Origin of the sequence: Specibacter sp. NPDC057265, from assembly GCF_042668835.1 — a bacterium.
Taxonomy (GTDB): Bacteria; Actinomycetota; Actinomycetes; order Actinomycetales; family Micrococcaceae; genus Specibacter.
Genome location: NZ_JBHUYE010000013.1, coordinates 14505 through 31202 on the forward strand (window position 1 = coordinate 14505; position 16698 = coordinate 31202).

The 16698-nt window shown below is 56.5% G+C and carries 13 protein-coding genes; 5 read left to right on the forward strand and 8 right to left on the reverse strand.

Features of this window, described 5'->3' with window-relative positions:
- Window positions 1-3: 3 nt before the first annotated feature.
- On the forward strand, window positions 4-918 hold the full coding sequence (locus tag ACFUCV_RS10435; RefSeq protein ID WP_380815308.1) for a glycosyltransferase: 915 nt from the start codon (window positions 4-6) through the stop codon (window positions 916-918).
- Here ACFUCV_RS10435 and ACFUCV_RS10440 read toward each other — a convergent pair.
- Window positions 838-2430 carry a DUF2142 domain-containing protein gene (locus ACFUCV_RS10440; RefSeq protein WP_380815310.1) on the reverse strand — a complete coding sequence of 531 codons (1593 nt, stop codon included), beginning with the start codon at window positions 2428-2430 and terminating at the stop codon, window positions 838-840. The two genes, ACFUCV_RS10435 and ACFUCV_RS10440, sit on opposite strands and share 81 nt — an antisense overlap.
- A gap of 245 nt (window positions 2431-2675) precedes the next feature.
- On the opposite strand from ACFUCV_RS10440, the gene ACFUCV_RS10445 reads away from it, so the two are divergent.
- Window positions 2676-3083 (forward strand): GtrA family protein, encoded by a 408-nt coding sequence (locus tag ACFUCV_RS10445; RefSeq protein ID WP_380815312.1) that lies wholly within the window; start codon window positions 2676-2678, stop codon window positions 3081-3083.
- Between the two features lie 28 nt (window positions 3084-3111).
- Here the strand turns inward: ACFUCV_RS10445 and ACFUCV_RS10450 are convergent, their stop codons facing one another.
- The gene (locus ACFUCV_RS10450) at window positions 3112-4224 is read right to left on the reverse strand and encodes an acyltransferase family protein (RefSeq protein ID WP_380815314.1); all 1113 of its coding nucleotides are present in this window, start codon (window positions 4222-4224) and stop codon (window positions 3112-3114) included.
- A 93-nt stretch (window positions 4225-4317) separates the two neighbouring features.
- Between ACFUCV_RS10450 and rfbA the strand changes: the two genes are divergently transcribed.
- The gene (gene rfbA, locus ACFUCV_RS10455) at window positions 4318-5181 is read left to right on the forward strand and encodes a glucose-1-phosphate thymidylyltransferase RfbA (RefSeq protein ID WP_380815418.1); all 864 of its coding nucleotides are present in this window, start codon (window positions 4318-4320) and stop codon (window positions 5179-5181) included.
- Between the two features lie 99 nt (window positions 5182-5280).
- Here rfbA and ACFUCV_RS10460 read toward each other — a convergent pair whose 3' ends face one another.
- Window positions 5281-6915 (reverse strand): DUF2142 domain-containing protein, encoded by a 1635-nt coding sequence (locus ACFUCV_RS10460; protein ID WP_380815316.1) that lies wholly within the window; start codon window positions 6913-6915, stop codon window positions 5281-5283.
- Window positions 6916-6937: 22 nt separating this feature from the next.
- Entirely contained in the window at window positions 6938-8008 is a 1071-nt protein-coding gene (locus tag ACFUCV_RS10465) for a substrate-binding domain-containing protein (RefSeq protein ID WP_380815318.1), read from the reverse strand.
- Window positions 8009-8220: 212 nt separating this feature from the next.
- Between ACFUCV_RS10465 and ACFUCV_RS10470 the strand changes: the two genes are divergently transcribed.
- A complete protein-coding gene (locus ACFUCV_RS10470) occupies window positions 8221-10191 on the forward strand; it encodes a DUF6541 family protein (protein ID WP_380815320.1) in 1971 nt (656 codons plus the stop codon).
- A 78-nt stretch (window positions 10192-10269) separates the two neighbouring features.
- Window positions 10270-11592, forward strand: a complete 1323-nt coding sequence (locus tag ACFUCV_RS10475) for a hypothetical protein (RefSeq protein ID WP_380815323.1) — start codon at window positions 10270-10272, stop codon at window positions 11590-11592.
- A gap of 24 nt (window positions 11593-11616) precedes the next feature.
- On the opposite strand, the gene ACFUCV_RS10480 is transcribed toward ACFUCV_RS10475, so the two are convergent.
- From ACFUCV_RS10480 to glf, 4 genes are read right to left on the reverse strand one after another with little or no spacing between them, the layout of a single operon-like run.
- Window positions 11617-12411 (reverse strand): ABC transporter ATP-binding protein, encoded by a 795-nt coding sequence (locus ACFUCV_RS10480; protein WP_380815326.1) that lies wholly within the window; start codon window positions 12409-12411, stop codon window positions 11617-11619.
- 1 nt (window position 12412) lies between these two features.
- The gene (locus ACFUCV_RS10485; RefSeq protein WP_380815329.1) at window positions 12413-13282 is read right to left on the reverse strand and encodes an ABC transporter permease; all 870 of its coding nucleotides are present in this window, start codon (window positions 13280-13282) and stop codon (window positions 12413-12415) included.
- Entirely contained in the window at window positions 13283-15301 is a 2019-nt protein-coding gene (locus tag ACFUCV_RS10490; RefSeq protein WP_380815331.1) for a glycosyltransferase, read from the reverse strand.
- A complete protein-coding gene (gene glf / locus ACFUCV_RS10495; protein WP_380815333.1) occupies window positions 15298-16482 on the reverse strand; it encodes a UDP-galactopyranose mutase in 1185 nt (394 codons plus the stop codon). The genes ACFUCV_RS10490 and glf overlap by 4 nt, the downstream gene beginning before the upstream one ends.
- Between the last annotated feature and the right edge of the window lie 216 nt (window positions 16483-16698).

A 16698-nucleotide genomic window follows, 5' to 3' on the forward strand; every position in this document is an offset into this window, starting at 1 on the left:
ACCATGGAAACAAATAGTTCCGTCGCCGCAGTATTGTCCCTTTACAACCCGAGTGACGACGTCGTGGGCAATTGCACTGCGCTTATTGGGCAGGTGGGGCATGTAGTGGCCGTCGACGACGGGAGCACCCAAGATGTCAGTGGCATCTTGGCCCAGCTGGAACACCTGGGTGTTACCGTTGTGCGCATGGGAAGCAATTCCGGCATTGCCAGTGCCCTAAATGCCGGAATTCATGCTGCCGTTGCGCACAGCAGCAATCCTCGGTTTATCATGACAATGGACCAGGATTCGCATCTTGAGCCTGAATACACCACTAAGCTCTTGAGCGCCTACGCCGACGCCATCGCGCACTCCATTCCTGTTGCCCTGGTGGCTCCAGGGATCATCAGTGGACTGTCAACGCGACACCGCGGACATGTGCAGGGCATTGTCCTGGGGGGCGAACCCATACAGTCAGGCTTATTGATACCCGTGGAGGTTCTGGACAAACTGGGACCGCTCATGGACGAGCTTTTCATTGACGGCGTGGACACTGAATATTATTTGCGTGCAAGGAACGCTGGAATGGAGTGCGTTCTGGCCCCGGACGCACGTCTGGGACATGCACTTGGTGCCATGGTCACGGCCTCATTGTTTCGCAGGCCGATTTCCATTGCAGGCCGTCCTTTGCGGATCCGCACGGCAGCAGACTTTCGTTACTATTACATTTTCCGAAATCGCCTCCTGCTGGTCAGGCGATACTGGCGCTCCCAACCTGCTTGGGCCGTGAAGGCTGTCTTGGCCGATTACCGCCACTTGGCCATCGTCACGGTTCTGGCACCGCAACGCATCAAACGGCTAGTGTCGGCGATCGCGGGCATCCGGGATGGAATCTCCAAGATCGGCGGACCCCGCCAGATTCTCAATAGTCACCGTTGATCTGGACAACAGCATCTTGTACGCCAGGACGCCACCCATGAGAAGAACAAGCAAATAAGCAAGAGCGAGAACCTGCCACGACAGCGGAGGTTGCCACACCGAGTCAAACATTTCAGTCCAGTTCGTCTGTTGCTGGATTCCCACTGTGTATCTACGAAGCGCATAGATGAACATGTAAATATGGGCGCCAATTGCACCGGCAATAAACCAACGTCCCACTGACTGTGCCCACTCACCCTGCGGCGCTGGACGCTCCCGGAGAATAATGCCACAGGTCAGCACAAGCAACACAAAGAGCGCCAGCAGGTAGCGCCCCTGCCAGATATAACCCAATTCCGTGATGACCTGGCTCTGCAGAATGGGTGGCAAAAGTATAACGGCAAGCAAAATCAGACACACGGCGATTCTGCCTCGTCCACGGCTCATTGACAGCCCGCCCAGAATCAATGTTGCAAACGCAAAGGACCAAAAGGTTATGACCGCGCCCGGAGCCGGGGTGTCGAGCCACCCTATGATTCCGATGTATCCGGAGGAGTAACTGAATGTTCGATCGAGCATGGTGAAGAAAGCCTGATCCGGTGTTACTTCGCTGGGTATTCCGCCCAGACTTTTAAAGCTGTTTGCAACTGCGAGCCAGGCGAGACTGGCTAAACATCCTAGGGCAATAAGGCCCATCATTGTCTGCCCGAGGCGATTTTTGACCACCGCAAGCAGCGGCTGAAAGCCGTAAATAATGACGGCTGCAACCACTGCTGCCGTCAACCAAATTAGGGACAGTGCTCGGGTATTAGCCAGTATGGCCCCGGATATACCCACCACCACCATTGCAAATCGCGCCGAAGACAGTTGTTTGTGATTTTCGAACACCAAACACATGCTGAGAAATAATGAGGCGGTGGTGACAATTTCCAAAGCATTGGGATTAATCGATGCATTTAGATAAAGAACCATCGGAGTTACTGCCACCAGGGCAGCAGTTGTGGGCCAAAACGGACGCCGCATACTGGCAGCAGCAGCTATCGCCAGCGAGAGAAAGCAGGCTCCGAGCAATGCACTTACTGCCCTCATTGCATAGATCGCTGACTCACCGCTGAGAAACCGAGAAGGGCTGCCAACAATCACATAATACACCGGGTTATAGTTGCCTGCGCTCGTGACGGCGTCGACTTTCTCACTGGCATCTCCATTGACAGGCGGCGCACAGTCCGCCGTGACAGTGGGCTTCATGCCCATGCATGCCTGCTGTCCAATGGCGGCAATATAATATGGAACCTGAACAAGAGTAAGGTCGCCTTGATTATTGCCTGTCGTTCCGCGCAGCTGCCCCTGCGCGACAGACACAGCCTTGATGGTGTGGGCCGGTTCGTCGGGCACAGACATGAGCGGCGAGGCAAAAGCCCACAGCAGTGAAAGTGCAGCAATAAAGGGAAAAATCATCATTGACCGGCGGAACATCGTTGTGCCAATTGGCGCGTGACGTAGTTGGCGGCGAGTACGCAGGAGAGTAGACATTATCCATCAGATTACCCTATGAACTATGCGCCTTTGAGGATGCAAGGGCCTGACTAACCACAGGTAGTTCGGCCGGCGTTCACATCCCAAGGTAGACTTTTTGCAATGTGATTCGATGTTGAATTACGGCCTAAACCGGTATTTCAGGCTACATATTTTCTAACTTTGGAGACTCACAGCGTATGCCACAGGCCAAACACGTTACAGGGCGGCTTTGGCTTAGACGGCTGTCCAGCAACCGCGTTATGAGGTTCCTGTTGGTGGGCGGACTTTCTTTCGCCATCGATCTTGGGTTGTTGGTCCTTCTGCATGAAGGATTTGCTGTCGACCTTTGGATAGCCACACCCATTGCATTCCTGAGCAGCCTCGTATTCAACTTCCTTGCACAGCGGTCTTTCACGTTCGAGTCGACCCGGGGCAGAGGATCAAGCATGATTCGCTACGGCGCTTTGGTGGTCTTTAATACATTCATGACGGACGTCATTGTCAATCTCTTTCACAACTTGGATTTGACCTACACTGTAGGCAAAATTGTAGCCACCGCGCTGACCATGATTTGGAACTTTTTCCTCTACAAACATTGGGTTTTCCACTCCACCGTGAGCACCGCCAATGAGAAGCCCAGCTCCGTCACGGTTCCGTCAGAAAGTTAACGCCCGCCCTCGTTGCATTCTGTCCCAGTTACACGCGTCGGCGAGCCAGCTTCATAATGGGTTGCTCAATGGCAAGCCAACTTGCAATGGCCAAGGGCATCGTGGCAATGAGTGCCGCAAGAGTGAACCACCAAACACCCCAATGGTAGGCACCAAATACTGCCAGCATCTGCTGCACGGGGAATGCGTAAATGTAGGCACCGTAGGAAACGTCGTTTGTCATTATGACCTTCGGGCTGGGCAACCAAGTGGACACCCACAGCACCACGTAAGCGAGGAAGGGTGCCGCCAACTGGTTGCCGAATCCGTCGAAGCCAAAGACAGTTACGACGGCGATCAACATTGCAATTGCGGCGCCCTGCCAGCTAAGCCCGATCTTTTTGGAAAACACCTTGACCACCGCGCCACCAAGGAAAAACGGCACCAGGCGGGCCAGCAAATTAAAGTCCAGACTGTTTTGCATGTAGGGAGCCAGCCGTTCCATGTTGGCCCACACCGCGACACTGAGCAGGAACGCCGCCACCATGGGCCACGGTGACTTCTTGACGAAGGCGAAGGTCCCCAACGCGGCAACCAGCAAATAGCACAGGAACTCGAAATAAAGTGTCCACAAGGAGCCGTTCCACGCCCCGGGGTACGGCACTTCGGCAGGGGTGCCGGCAATGTCATAGGTGTTGATCTTCAAGAACATGTTCGCGAAGATGGAGTTCAGCGGCGTGGTGGGCGTTTGAAAGAAGCCATGCATGGAAGCATGCTGCACGTAGTAGGCAATGGGCGCGAAGACGGCAGCCATGGCCACCAGGCACACCAGGAAGGCCGGGATGATTCTGGCTATTCGATGAATTAAATATGTGCCAAGACGGTTGTTGAACCGGCTCCCGGTGATGAGGTAGCCGCTGATGCCGAAGAATCCGGCCACCGCCCACCCGCCGAGGTTCTCCCCTTTGAACCCAGGGCCGTTGCCGGCCCCAACAAGGTGGAAGCTGTGGGCAAAAAGAACCATCAGCGCCAAGATCAGACGAATGAAATTTAAACTGTTATTACGCGGATCCAAGGCTTTGCCGAAACGGAGCCCCGGCGAGACCTTCGGACGGTGCAGTTTCCCGGTCACGACGGCGGAATCCGTTTCACGATTGAGCATTGTGCAATTCTATAGTAGCGGCACAAAACGTAGGCGCCCAAGTATCGACTCGTGAGTTTGCTGTCGTTTGCCATCTGCGACATGATCTATAGCATGCGAGGAATAATCTTGGCCGGCGGTACCGGTTCACGGCTTCATCCAATTACTTTGGGCATCAGTAAGCAGTTGGTCCCCGTCTACGACAAACCAATGATCTACTATCCCCTCTCGACGCTCATCCTGGCCGGTATCCAGGACATTCTCATCGTCACCACGCCGCACGATGCAGAACAATTTCAGCGTCTGCTTGGAGATGGTTCCCAATTTGGTGTCAACCTCACCTACGTGCAGCAGCCCTCCCCCGACGGTTTGGCGCAGGCGTTCGTTTTGGGCGCGGACCACATTGGCAACGACACTGTCGCTTTGGTGCTGGGGGACAATATCTTCTACGGCCCGGGCATGGGTTCGCAACTCCGTCGGCACACCAATATAGACGGCGGTGCGGTGTTTGGATACTGGGTCCGCGATCCCAAGTCTTATGGCGTAGTGGAATTCGACGAGGCTGGCAAGGCGCTGTCCCTGGAGGAGAAGCCCACGCACCCTAAGAGCCACTATGCGGTGCCTGGCCTGTATTTCTACGACAATGATGTTATTGAGATTGCCCGGAACCTCAAGCCATCGCCCCGCGGCGAGCTGGAAATCACTGATGTCAACAAGATGTACCTGCAGCGCGAAAAACTTCAAGTGGAAATTCTTCCGCGCGGGACCGCTTGGCTCGATACTGGAACGTTTAGCGACCTTAACGATGCGTCCAATTTTGTGCGAACCGTAGAAAACCGCCAAGATTTGAAAATTGGGGCACCTGAGGAAGTTGCCTGGCGCCAAGGTTTCCTCACCGATGAGCAGTTGCGCGAGCGCGCTGAACCGCTGGTAAAGAGCGGTTACGGCGCTTACTTGCTCCGACTTCTGGATCGATAGACCGCAACAGCCGCGCATATCAAAAAGCCTCTCCCGTCCTGCCCGGAAAGTCAGGACGGGAGAGGCTTTTTTCACCCTTTGAGCGGGCTGTTCACTACCTCAAACGAGCTCTTTGCGTTTTAGCCGTATTGCGGGCGCAACAAAAAGTTTGTGTCCCGGGAACAAAAATGCATAAAAGCGCTGGGCCACAAACAACATCACCACGGCGTAAATGAGTGTCAGGACAAACCAGCCAAGCGGAGGCTGCCATGATGGGTGGCTGATCATCGTTTGCCACGTACTGATGTCGATGATTCCGACGACGTAACGGCGCAGCACATATAGAAAACCAATGACATGCGCTGCAAGAGCAGCCCAGAACAATGCACGGGCTACGGAGCGGCGTCGCCGGCCCGTAGGGAAGCCGCGCGTCCTGAGCGCGAGCCCAGCAGCGACAAAGAGCGTTAGCACGAGAGGCATGGTGTAGCGGCCCTGCCAGAAAAACCCCACGGTGGTAATGAGCATTGCCTGCAGCAAAGCGGGCACCACTGCGACGGCCACGAGTGCCACAGCCATGGAAATGGCAAGCTTGCGGGGCCGTGCCAACAGTGACAAAAGCAGCAAGGCAATGAAGAGCATGCTCCAAAATGCCATCACCCCTTGAGGTACGGCGGTGTCGAGCCAGCCGACAATGCCAATATATTGCGGAATGAAATCAAACGTTCGATCAAGCATTGTCACGAAGGCCTGATAAGGCGCCACCCCCGGCGCCGGGTTCACAATACCCTCAGGAGCCGAGCCGCTGGAGGCTGGTGCGCGAGATGCCAAAACCATCCAGAGCAAGCCCAAGACTACACCGGCAGCAGCAATTCCCATGCCGATGAGCACGAGCCGGTTGCTCAGCACCCGCTTGGTGCTTTCCCATCTAAAGAATAGGCAGGCACCGACCACGGCGCACAGCAGCCAGACCAGTGACACCGAACGGGTATTAGCCAGGACTGCCGTTGACAGGACAACGGTGGCTATTGGCGCAACGACGCTTCTAAGATCCCCGGAACGGTCAAGCACGGCCAAGAAGGCGCAGAAGGCGGCTAATGTAGCTGAAATTTCAAGGGAATTGGGATTGATGCCCGATGACAAAAAAAGCACCATGGGCGTTACGGCAATGGTCGCCGTGACAAGCGGCCATTTGGCTTTACGGAGCCTATTAAGGGACATGAAGGCGGCTGCAAAAAAGACGGCGGAAAACAACACACTGACAATTCGCATGGCATACAGTGCGGGCGCGCCCGACATCACCAGACTGGGCAGGCCCACCACCGCGTAATACATGGGATTGTAGGCACCAGCGGACGTTACGCCGATCGCGTCAAAAGTGTCCTGCCCGGGAATGACCGGGGCACAGTCAGCAGTCCTATCTGCAAAAAACACAAAACATCTTTGACCTTCAAGATTGGCAATGTATGAGGGAACCAGCACATGCACTCCATTGCCAAAGGACTGGCCTTCCTGGGGCGTAACCTGACCGCGAACTACAGCGGCCGCTCGAATGGTGTGGGATGGCTCATCGGGATATGCCATCAAGGGAGTGGCCACAGACCAAATCCCACCCAGCACGGCAAAGGCCAGAAAAAGGCTCATAAAGAGGCGCTTGGGGCTGTTCACAGTTTTATCAATGGATATCTTGGGTGAGCCGCTTCGTGAGGTATCCGACATGCTGCTCCGTTTGCTTATTTTGTTTTTCACAGTGTCCACGGATAATGTTCCTTGTCCGCTGCTATCGATGGTCAATGCTTGCTACCAGCTCTTGGGCGGCATCTAGGGCTGCGCGGCTGGGAGAGTAGCTGTCTAGGGCAATCCAGGCCTTGGCTTGTCCTGGCTCGCTGATTACATAGGCGGCCCAAGATTCCACAAGCTTTGCTATTGGTTCATTGGGGTACTGGAAACAAAATGATTGATAGCGAACTGAAGCCAACTGATATCCAGCGCCCTGCTCGGAGGCCAAGTTGACGGCGACGCCGTAGTCGGCAGTCCATACCTGACTGGCGGCAATCGCCTTGTCAATGTTTTCAGTAGTGGGTAGGGAGAAACCATCGCTAAATTCAAGTGCCGCAGTGCTGAACCGGTTGCCAATGGCATTAACATTGAGAAAAGCAATGGCGCCAAATTGGTCGTCGACTTCTTTTGCCACGTCCCTGTCATGTTCAACTTGCTGACCGGCCGTTTCCTCTGGCCACGTCTGCGACGCATCAGCGGACCACATTTCAGCCGCGTTTTGCGCCAAGTAGCTGGTCCCAGCGAGAGTTATGGCTGATTCATCGGCGGAGGTTACCGGCCGGATCTCTTGGACTGGCATCTCCAGGGTCGGGTTTAGTGCCCGCAAGTAGGGATCGTCCCAAGAGGAAATCGTGCCGTTGAATATTTTTGCCAACGCTGAAGCATCAAGTTTAAGTCCGCGCAGACCGCTGAGGTTGTAAACCACACCGACAGGTGCAATTGACGTGGGCACGGAAAAGGCCCCGCCAGGTCCACAGGCGCCAACTGCTGCTGCGGATGCGCTCTCCGTGAGCGGGGTATCCGCAGTGGCAACATGGGTGTTGCCTGTTTGCAGTGCCGTTATCCCGACATCCTCGCCATCCGGCGAAAAATTAACGGATACACCGTTGTTATTGCCTTCAACCCAAGCATTACGCCAGAGTCCCACTTCACCTTCTTGGGTGCCGCTGCCCACCACGATAAGAGCACCTCTGACGGAGTCCACTGGCGGAGCACTTGCGCAGGCGCCCAAAAGAGCCACGGAACACAGTGCCACCGCGGCTTTAATAGGTCCGGACCGCTGACGGCTCACAGAATCTTCCCCTCAATAAGGTATTTCGGACCGACGCTTTTCGATCTACACACTTTCACTAGGATAGCGTTCCTTGCCCCGGCCCCGGAATCCACCCGCTCTAGCGGACAGGAGCGGCACGCTAGGATTGAAAGCTAGTCCGGTTGTGACTACCGACCGCCGTCACCTTGGTGCTGTGCCAGGCTCGGCTTGATCCCCGAATGGAATTTACAATGAGCTGGGCAGCTTTTATCCCTGTCGCCTTAACCGCTGTCGCCCTCCTTTTTGTACCCGGCGGCGTCGTGGCGTTCGCCCTGGGGTTGCGTGGGCTTCACGCCGCTGCAGTTGCCGCTCCACTGACTGTTGCTCTGAGCGCTGTCTGCGCAGTTGTCGCCGGCCAGCTGGGGTTGGCGTGGTCGATCCTGCCCCTCGTTATTGCCGCTCTGCTATTGGCAGCTGTTCTTTTGCTCGTTCGACGGCGTTTAGCCAGTGATGCGCCCGAGCCGCCACCGGGCTCGCAACAAACCATGTGGCCCTGGCTGGGCTTCTCCGTGGGGGCAGGCATGCTGGTGTGGCAACTTGTGCGAGTCTTTGGTGAACCGGAGAATATCTCACAGACATTTGACGGCATTTTTCACCTCAATGCCATTCAATACATCATTGACACCGGCGACGCCTCTTCACTGACGCTCTCCAACATGACCAACGGTGGCAATCCCCCGTACTTCTACCCTGCTGCGTGGCACGGCCTTGCGGCCGTGCTTGTCCAGCTCACAGGAGCTCCAGTTGCTGTTGCGGCCAATGCCTTCAATATGGGCATTGCCGCTTTTGTCTGGACACTGGGCTGCATGCTGCTGGTTCGCACAGTGGTCGGGGCGAAACCTTGGGTTGTGGGTTTTGGCGGCGCCTTGGCTGCCGGCTTTTCCGCCTTTCCGCTTTTGCTCTTGGACTTTGGTGTCCTTTACCCCAATTTCCTCTCCATCAGTCTGCTCCCGGCTGGGCTAAGCGCCGTCGCCATGTTCTTCCGGGTCGGACAGCTGCGTCCCGGCTCTGCCCTTGCCCGCTTCGCGCTCGCGCCGCTGCTTGCAGTGGGCATCGCCATAGCCCATCCCAACGGGGCCATGTCCCTGGTGGCCTTGAGCGTGCCTGTGGTGCTATTTGCCTATCTTTGCCGTTACATTTTTCCTGGTCATCCCAGGACACAACGGATGGAAGCGCGGTGGGTGGCTGGCCTGCTCGTGATCGCCCTGATGATTCTGGGCGTTGCCTGGAAATATATTCGTCCGCCTGCCGACGCGGCGTTCTGGCAAAGGTATCGCTCACCACTGGGGGGCGCATGGGAAGTTGCCACCAACTCAGCAATGGGACGGCCGGTGGCACTTGTTGTTTCCGTTCTGGTGGTTCTTGGGCTGTACAGCGCCCTGCGCAAGCGTCAGCACTGGTGGATCCTTGGGTGCTACGCCTTAATTGCATCACTGTTCGTCGTCATTGTGGGGTTTCCGGACAGCTACCTCCGCAACGCATTAACGGGGGTTTGGTACAACGACAGCTACCGGCTGGCCGCCGTGCTTCCGTTGACAGCCGTCCCGTTAGCCGCGTTGGGGTTCGAGCGTCTTGTGCTGCTGGGCCAGTCCCTGCTGCAAGGAATCCTTGGCAGGTCAGGGCGCACCACTGCATCCGCCGCGGGGTCGGCCAAATTCAACGCCGGCTTCGCCGTGGTGCTGGCTGCTTCGTTGGTGATTTGCATTCAGGGAAAGCCCATTAGCGTTGCCGTGGCCTCCGCTGCGCAAAACTACGTTGAGTCCCCGGACTCTGAGGTTGTGTCCTCTGATGAGATGGCACTTATAGAGCGGCTGGGTGTCTTGGTGCCACCGGAGGCCACTGTAGCCGTTAATCCGTGGACCGGGGCTGCCCTGGCCTACGCCTTGGCCGAGCGCTCCACCACATCACGGCATGTATTAAGTACCTACCCCGCGGATATTGAAATTATCAACAACTCCTTACGCAATGCGCTTAGCGACCCGAACGTATGCCCGGCCGTGAAGGCCACGGGCGTCCGTTATGTCTTAGACTTTGGCAGCAAAGAAATCCACGGTGGATCCCACAGTTTTCCGGGCCTGGAAAACCTGCAGGATTCCCCTGCCGCGGAATTAGTGGCGGAGGTTGGGGAAGCACGGCTGTTTCGCATTACTGCCTGCTCCTAGGTTCCTGCTTTACCGGGGCTTCTGTACTGGCACAACGTTGTGATTACCGCTTTATTACAGGACCAAAGGAATCAGCAATTGAATGGTGTGCACATGAAACCACGGTTTACGGTCTGGAGCCTTAAATCGGCGGTTGCCGTCGCTGCGGTGCTTGTAGCGGCAGCCTTGGCACTAGTGAGGATGCCCCCCACTTCCCGGGGTGTTGTCTGGGCAGAGGATGGCGGAATTTTCCTTCGTGATGCACTGCAGCGCGAGGGTGTGCTGGATATTTTCGCCCCTTACGAAGGTTACCTCCATGTGATTCCACGTTTTGCAGCCAAAAGCGTGGTCCGTTTTTTCCGTGTGGACGACTATGGCTTGGCCATGAACCTGCTAAGTTGCGTCGTGGTTGGAATCGTGGCGCTGCTTGTTTTTCATTGCAGTAAAGCCATCACCACCAATGTGTATGCGCGGCTGGGCTGGGCTTCCATCACCATTTTTGTGGCGCCGGCCCCCATTGAGACTTTGGGGAATTTTGCGAATATTCATTCGTATTTGCTGTGGCTTTCATTGTGGCTCCTGGTGAAACCAGCCAAGTCCCGGGCCGAGGGTGCAATGTTGTTTACGGTGGCTCTCTTGGTCTCGTTGACGGAGATAGTGGCGGTGCTCTTCGTGCCGATGTTTTTGTGGCGGTTCAAAGAACGCGGCTTGTGGCCTGCCAGGGCGGGGCTGGCACTGGGCTTGGCCATGCAGTTCACCACGACAATTTTGCACCCGAGGTCAGATAACTACACGTATCCTGTTGATTTGCTCTCTGTCATCGTGGGCTGGTTTGTCAATACCTCGTCGGCACTGCTTTACGGTGGTTCTGCCCAAATTGGTGTAAATATCCAAAACTACGGTTTTTGGCCACCGCTCATCGCCGCCTGGGCATTTGCAGCTGTGTGGATTTTCATTCTGGTGAAGGGCAATGCGCAACAAAGGATTTTGGGCATCGTGCTTGTGCTGGCCTCGGTTGCGGTGTGGGGATCAACCTTGATCTTGAACTTCACGCCGTACTTCGACTACGCCAATTTCACTCAGGCCCAGTGGTTCAGTCAATTCTTTGTCTCCCGCTACTCAACCGTGCCATCTATGTTTCTGCTCTCCCTGCTCCCACTCGCCGCCCTGTGTGGGGGATTGAAATCCCGACAGGCAGCCGCCGCGGCCCTGACAGCTCTCGTAGTCCTCCAAGGCGCCTATTTCTTCCCTTCGGGCAGCGCTCGAAGCGGCGGGCCGGATTGGAAACAGGGTGTGGAGCAGGCGCGCACGCAATGTGTTGAGAACCCGTCATTGGGCTCCTCGTCCGTGCCGATAGCCCCGGAGGGGTGGCTTAAGGGAGGGCTTCCCGTCTCTTGCATAGTCCTGCGCCCCACGCCTTAGAACTGGCAAGTTTTTAGGTCCTGTTCAAAGCGAAGGAGGCAGTTGCCGTTCTGCCGGGACGTCTTCGGACCGCCGCCGTAGTTCCTTTACGACCGCGTGGACGTCCCCATCCATGACGATTTTTCCATGTTCCAGGAGCACACCACGTTCGCACACGGTGGAAACCAAATCCAAGTCGTGGCTGACAACGAAGAGCGTCTTTCCCGCCGCGGCCAGCTCCTTGATTTTCTTGATGCATTTGCGCTGGAAGGGCTCGTCCCCCACAGCCAAAATTTCATCAATTAAAAACACTTCCGGATCGGTGTGCACGGCAATGGAGAAGGCAAGCTTCAGATACATTCCGGAGGAATAGAACTTGACCTCAGTGTCAATGAATTCGCCAATCTCAGAGAACTCCACAATAGAATCAAATTTCTCGTTGATCTGTTGTTCAGTCATGCCAAGGATGGCCCCGTTGAGGTAAACGTTGTCGCGGCCACTGAGGTCGTGGTGGAAACCTGCGCCCACCTCAATGAGGCCGGCCACACGGCCGCGCGTCTGCACGTTTCCCTCGTCGGGCTGCAGAACACCTGAAATGAGCTTCAGAAGAGTGGATTTGCCGGAGCCGTTGAGACCCAACAAGGCGACAGTCTCTCCCTGGGCGACGTCCAAGGAAACGTTTTTGAGCGCATCAAAGCGTTTGGAGAGATCGCCTTTGCGCCCCTTCACCAGCCAGACGATGGATTCCTTCATGGACCGGGTGTTGCGCAAAACAAAGACCTTGCGAAGGTTGCGGCAGGTAATGGCGATGTTGCCGGCGACGGTGTCAGCTGCGGTCATGCTAAAGCTCCTGAGCGAAATGGACTGCAAGGCGACGAAAAACGAGCTGCCCTATGAACAACACAGCCAGGGAGACAGCCAAGGACACCGGCAACCACAGTGACAGCAGTTGCGGAGGCAGTTCAACCATGGCAACTTGATCAGTCCCCAGAGTGGGGTACCAGAACGCCCAGTGAAAAATTTCGACGGCCACTGTCATGGGATTTGCTTGGTACAACGCAAACCATGGCCCCAGCGCATCCCGTGCCATGGTCCAGATGTACAACACCGGAGATGCCCACGTGACAACCATCAGAATCATGTCCACAATGTTCTCCGAGTCCCGGAAGTAGACATTGACGGCACCGAAAAGCAGGCCCAGCCCCGTGGCCAAAATGGCCACCACGATGAAGGCAGCGATGGCTGCCAACAGCTGGAGAACCGACGGCGTCCAGCCCACCAACAAGCTCGCCGCCAGCAGAATGACCACCTGCGGCAGAAAGTGCGCTGCGGAGACCAGCACCGTGGCCACGGGGAAGAGCTCCCGGGGCAGATAGATTTTCCGGATGAGATCGCGGTTGTCCACGATTGACCGGGTGGCATTGCCAAGGGTCTCGGTAAAGAAATTGACCAGGACAATGCCGGAAAACAAGTAGATGGCGTAGTTGGGTGTTGCCTGTTGCAGATTCAAAAAGATGCCCAGAGCCACGAAGTAAATCATGAACTGCATGAGTGGCTTTACATAGGACCACAGCAGGCCCAGCACGGAACCCCTGTAGCGGACCTTGATCTCTTTGCGTACCAGCAGTTTGAGCAGGAACCTGTTGGAATACACGCCCAGCAGGCCGCGCCCGGCACCCGGTGTGGTCAGTTTGTTGTCAACAGCTGGCATCTACTGACCGTCCACGGAATGCTTGTCGAAGGTTTCTTTCCATGCCGCCATGGACGTGACCTTTGGCAATGCGTTGCGGTAATTTTCGGCGAGCTCGTCCCACTCGCGTACCAGGCGTGCATGGAGCCGGGCGGATTCCATAAGCATGGAACGAAGCAGTTTGGGGTCACGGCGGTACCACGACATGCCTGTGCCCTCAGCATTGGTCACCACGACGGAATCGTAATGTGCCAGTCGGAACCAACGGCTGTCTCGATGAGCCAGGACTCCCTGCGGGCGAACCGCAGCATCCGGTACTGGCGACTTGATAAGTTGCCGGGCCACGGTCTTGATGCCCCACGCCACCAAGTCCTTTTTATGTGGCAACCCCATGGGCGTTCCACCGGTGGGTCCGCGTCCCAACACCGGCGCTGGGAAATCATCCACATTTTCCCTGAGTTGAGCATCGTCGTATTGAGCCTTCAGGGCGTTAATTTGCGGCAATTTGGTGACAAGTGTTGCGTGGAGCTGCTCCGGACCCTTGAAAATATCCTTCAAGGCTTCCAAACGGCCGTGTTCGGTGAAGTACTGCATGGACACCAAGTGCTTCACGTCCGCTTGAACGGATTCGCGCAGCACGCGTCCACCCTTGGGATAAGGGCTGTAAATGAGTGTGGTGATCAGGCGGTTGCGTTCGTGGAAGTAGGATTGCCAGCCCACCATGTCATCCTTGTCCAGCCACGACACATGCCATACGGCAGCACCGGGCAAGGATACAGTCGCGAATCCTGCTGACCTCGCACGCAGGCCATACTCGGCGTCATCCCATTTGATGAAAACAGGAAGGGAGAGGCCAATTTCCTTAATGACGGCGGTGGGGATCATGCACATCCACCAGCCGTTGTAGTCAACATCCACCCGACGGTGCAACCATGACGTTTGGCGCAGGTTTGCGACACTAAAATCGTGGCGCATTTCCATGTCAGCATGGGGGGCAGCCGGCACAATGCGGTGCGGGTCCACAATTTCGCCAAAGGTATGCAGGACGCTGCGGTTGTGCAGGTCAAACATGTGGCCACCCACAATCGTGGGCTTCTTGCAGCGGTCGGCAAACGCCAACATACGCAAAATGCTCTCGGGTTCCACCACAACATCGTCGTCAAGGAGCAATGCGTAGTCGCTGCCGTTTTCCACAGCCTCGTACATCCCGCGAGCAAAACCGCCGGAGCCGCCCAGATTTCCCTGATCAATGACCCGCAACTTGCCTTTGAGGGAGGCACTTACCTGCGCGAAACCTTCCTCGTCGCGGACCTTTTTGCTGCCTTGGTCAACAATAAGGACTTCTCTGACGTTTTCCAGGGCTTCCGGATTGGCTGCCAAAAGGCGGGCATTGTTCAAACAGAAATCCGGCTTGTTCATGGTGGTGATTTCCAACGTCACCTGGCCGGAAGTTCGGGGTGCCTCCAGCACTGTCCACTGGGCTCCCTCCAGGGTCATCCCCTCGTGGTCGGCCGCGAGGTCAAACCAGTACCAGCCGCCATCGCCAAAGGGCACCAATGACAGCTCGAATACCGTGGTGGCACTGCCACTGACACCGGCAGACTCGACGTGCTGGACGGATCCGCGGGCATTGGATTTGCTGACAGTGACGGTGCCACCACCTTTGGTGGTGACTTCCAGCTGGATGTTCCGCACATCGGTCCACCGCCGCCAGTAGCTGGCCGGGAAAGCATTGAAGTAGGTGCCGAAGGAAACCTGCTCACCGGCACGAACATTCATGGCCCTGCGGCTGAGAATGTCATCGAAGTGGACGCTTGGTCCTCCCGAGCTAAACAGCCGCAGCTTGTCTTCGGGCAACTTCGGCGACCGGGCCAGCTCGTCATTCTCGCTCAGGCGGATACCGCTGGCTGAGCCGGCATCCACGTACAGCGGAAGCGTATCCACCTGCCCTTCGCTAGGCAGAATAATCCGCTGCAGGGTGCTCCTGCGCTCAGGCTCAATCGTCGCCGTCGGACTCTCAAACACCTGCGTTACGTTCACGCGTCCACTCCTCCGCTTTGCAGCTTCGCTCCGCCGGTGAAGTGCGGCTTGATTTTGTTGTCATACATGTTCAGCGCCGAACCAATGGCCATGTGCATGTCCAGATATTTGTAGGTGCCCAGGCGGCCACCGAAGAGCACGTCCTGCTCCCCACGGGCCAGGTCGCGGTAGGCCAGCAGCTTGCTGCGGTCATCGGAAGTGTTCACCGGGTAGTACGGCTCATCGCCCTTCTCGGCGAAGCGGCTGAATTCACGCATGATCACCGTGGCGTCCTTGGTGTAGGTGCGTTCCGGGTGGAAGTGGCGGAACTCGTGGATGCGCGTGTACTTTTGCGCCTCATCCGGGTAGTTCATCACGGCGCAGCCCTGATAATCCTCGATCGGCAGCACTTCCTGCTCCAAATCAATGGTGCGCCAGGACAGATCGCCCTCGGCGTAGTCAAAGTACCTGTCCACGGCGCCCGTGTAGATGACCGGCACTTGGCCAATGACTGACTTGCGGGAGTACTCGCCGTCGTCAAAGAAGTCGGTGTTCAGCACCACTTCAATGTTCGGGTGGTCAGCCATCCGCTCAATCCAGGCGGTGTAGCCGTCCACGGGGAGACCCTCGTAGCTGTCGTTGAAGTAGCGGTTGTCGTAGTTGTAGCGCACGGGCAGACGGGAAATGATCGACGCCGGCAGGTCCTTGGGATCCGTCTGCCACTGCTTGCCCGTGTAGTGCTTGATGAACGCTTCATACAGGGGACGGCCAATGAGCTGAATGCCCTTGTCGTTCAAGTTGGCCGGATCCGTCCCAGCCAACTCTCCGGCCTGTTCCTGAATCAACGCACGCGCCTCACCCGGACCCATGGACGAACGGAAGAACTGGTTGATGGTGCCCAGGTTGATGGGCATTTGGTAGACCTCGCCATTGTGGGAGGTGTAGACCTTGTGCTGATAGTTGGTGAACTGTGTAAAACGGTTCACATACTCCCACACGCGCTCATTGGAGGTGTGGAACAGATGCGCGCCGTAACGGTGGACTTCAATGCCCGTCTGCGCTTCATTTTCACTGTAGGCATTGCCACCAATGTGGTGGCGGCGGTCAAGAACAGCCACCTTCAGTCCAAGCTCGGTGGCGGCACGTTCTGCAATGGTCAGGCCAAAGAAACCCGAACCAACGACGACCAGGTCAGCGTTCACAAACTCTCCTGCGGTGCTTGGTGGTGATTTCCGGGCACAGCGGAGCCACGGACTATCTCCCTAGGTTACCCGAACGTTATCCAAGGACCGTGCGCACGTGCCGGCGCTCACAAAGTCATCGCCGCTTCCCCCACAGCCTTGCCGCAGGGTCTCCTTGTGGACACGTGCCGTCTCCGGTGCCCCGCCCCGCCAGTGTTCCGCCTAGGCTCGTGGCAG

What these genes read in the sequence shown, in the direction of transcription:
- rfbA (WP_380815418.1), top strand. Translation starts at nt 4,318, where the DNA reads ATGCGAGGAATAATCTTGGCCGGCGGTACCGGTTCACGGCTTCATCCA.
- ACFUCV_RS10440 (WP_380815310.1), bottom strand. Translation starts at nt 2,430, where the DNA reads ATGTCTACTCTCCTGCGTACTCGCCGCCAACTACGTCACGCGCCAATT.
- ACFUCV_RS10485 (WP_380815329.1), bottom strand. Translation starts at nt 13,282, where the DNA reads ATGCCAGCTGTTGACAACAAACTGACCACACCGGGTGCCGGGCGCGGC.
- ACFUCV_RS10480 (WP_380815326.1), bottom strand. Translation starts at nt 12,411, where the DNA reads ATGACCGCAGCTGACACCGTCGCCGGCAACATCGCCATTACCTGCCGC.
- ACFUCV_RS10435 (WP_380815308.1), top strand. Translation starts at nt 4, where the DNA reads ATGGAAACAAATAGTTCCGTCGCCGCAGTATTGTCCCTTTACAACCCG.
- ACFUCV_RS10450 (WP_380815314.1), bottom strand. Translation starts at nt 4,224, where the DNA reads ATGCTCAATCGTGAAACGGATTCCGCCGTCGTGACCGGGAAACTGCAC.
- ACFUCV_RS10445 (WP_380815312.1), top strand. Translation starts at nt 2,676, where the DNA reads ATGAGGTTCCTGTTGGTGGGCGGACTTTCTTTCGCCATCGATCTTGGG.
- ACFUCV_RS10470 (WP_380815320.1), top strand. Translation starts at nt 8,221, where the DNA reads ATGAGCTGGGCAGCTTTTATCCCTGTCGCCTTAACCGCTGTCGCCCTC.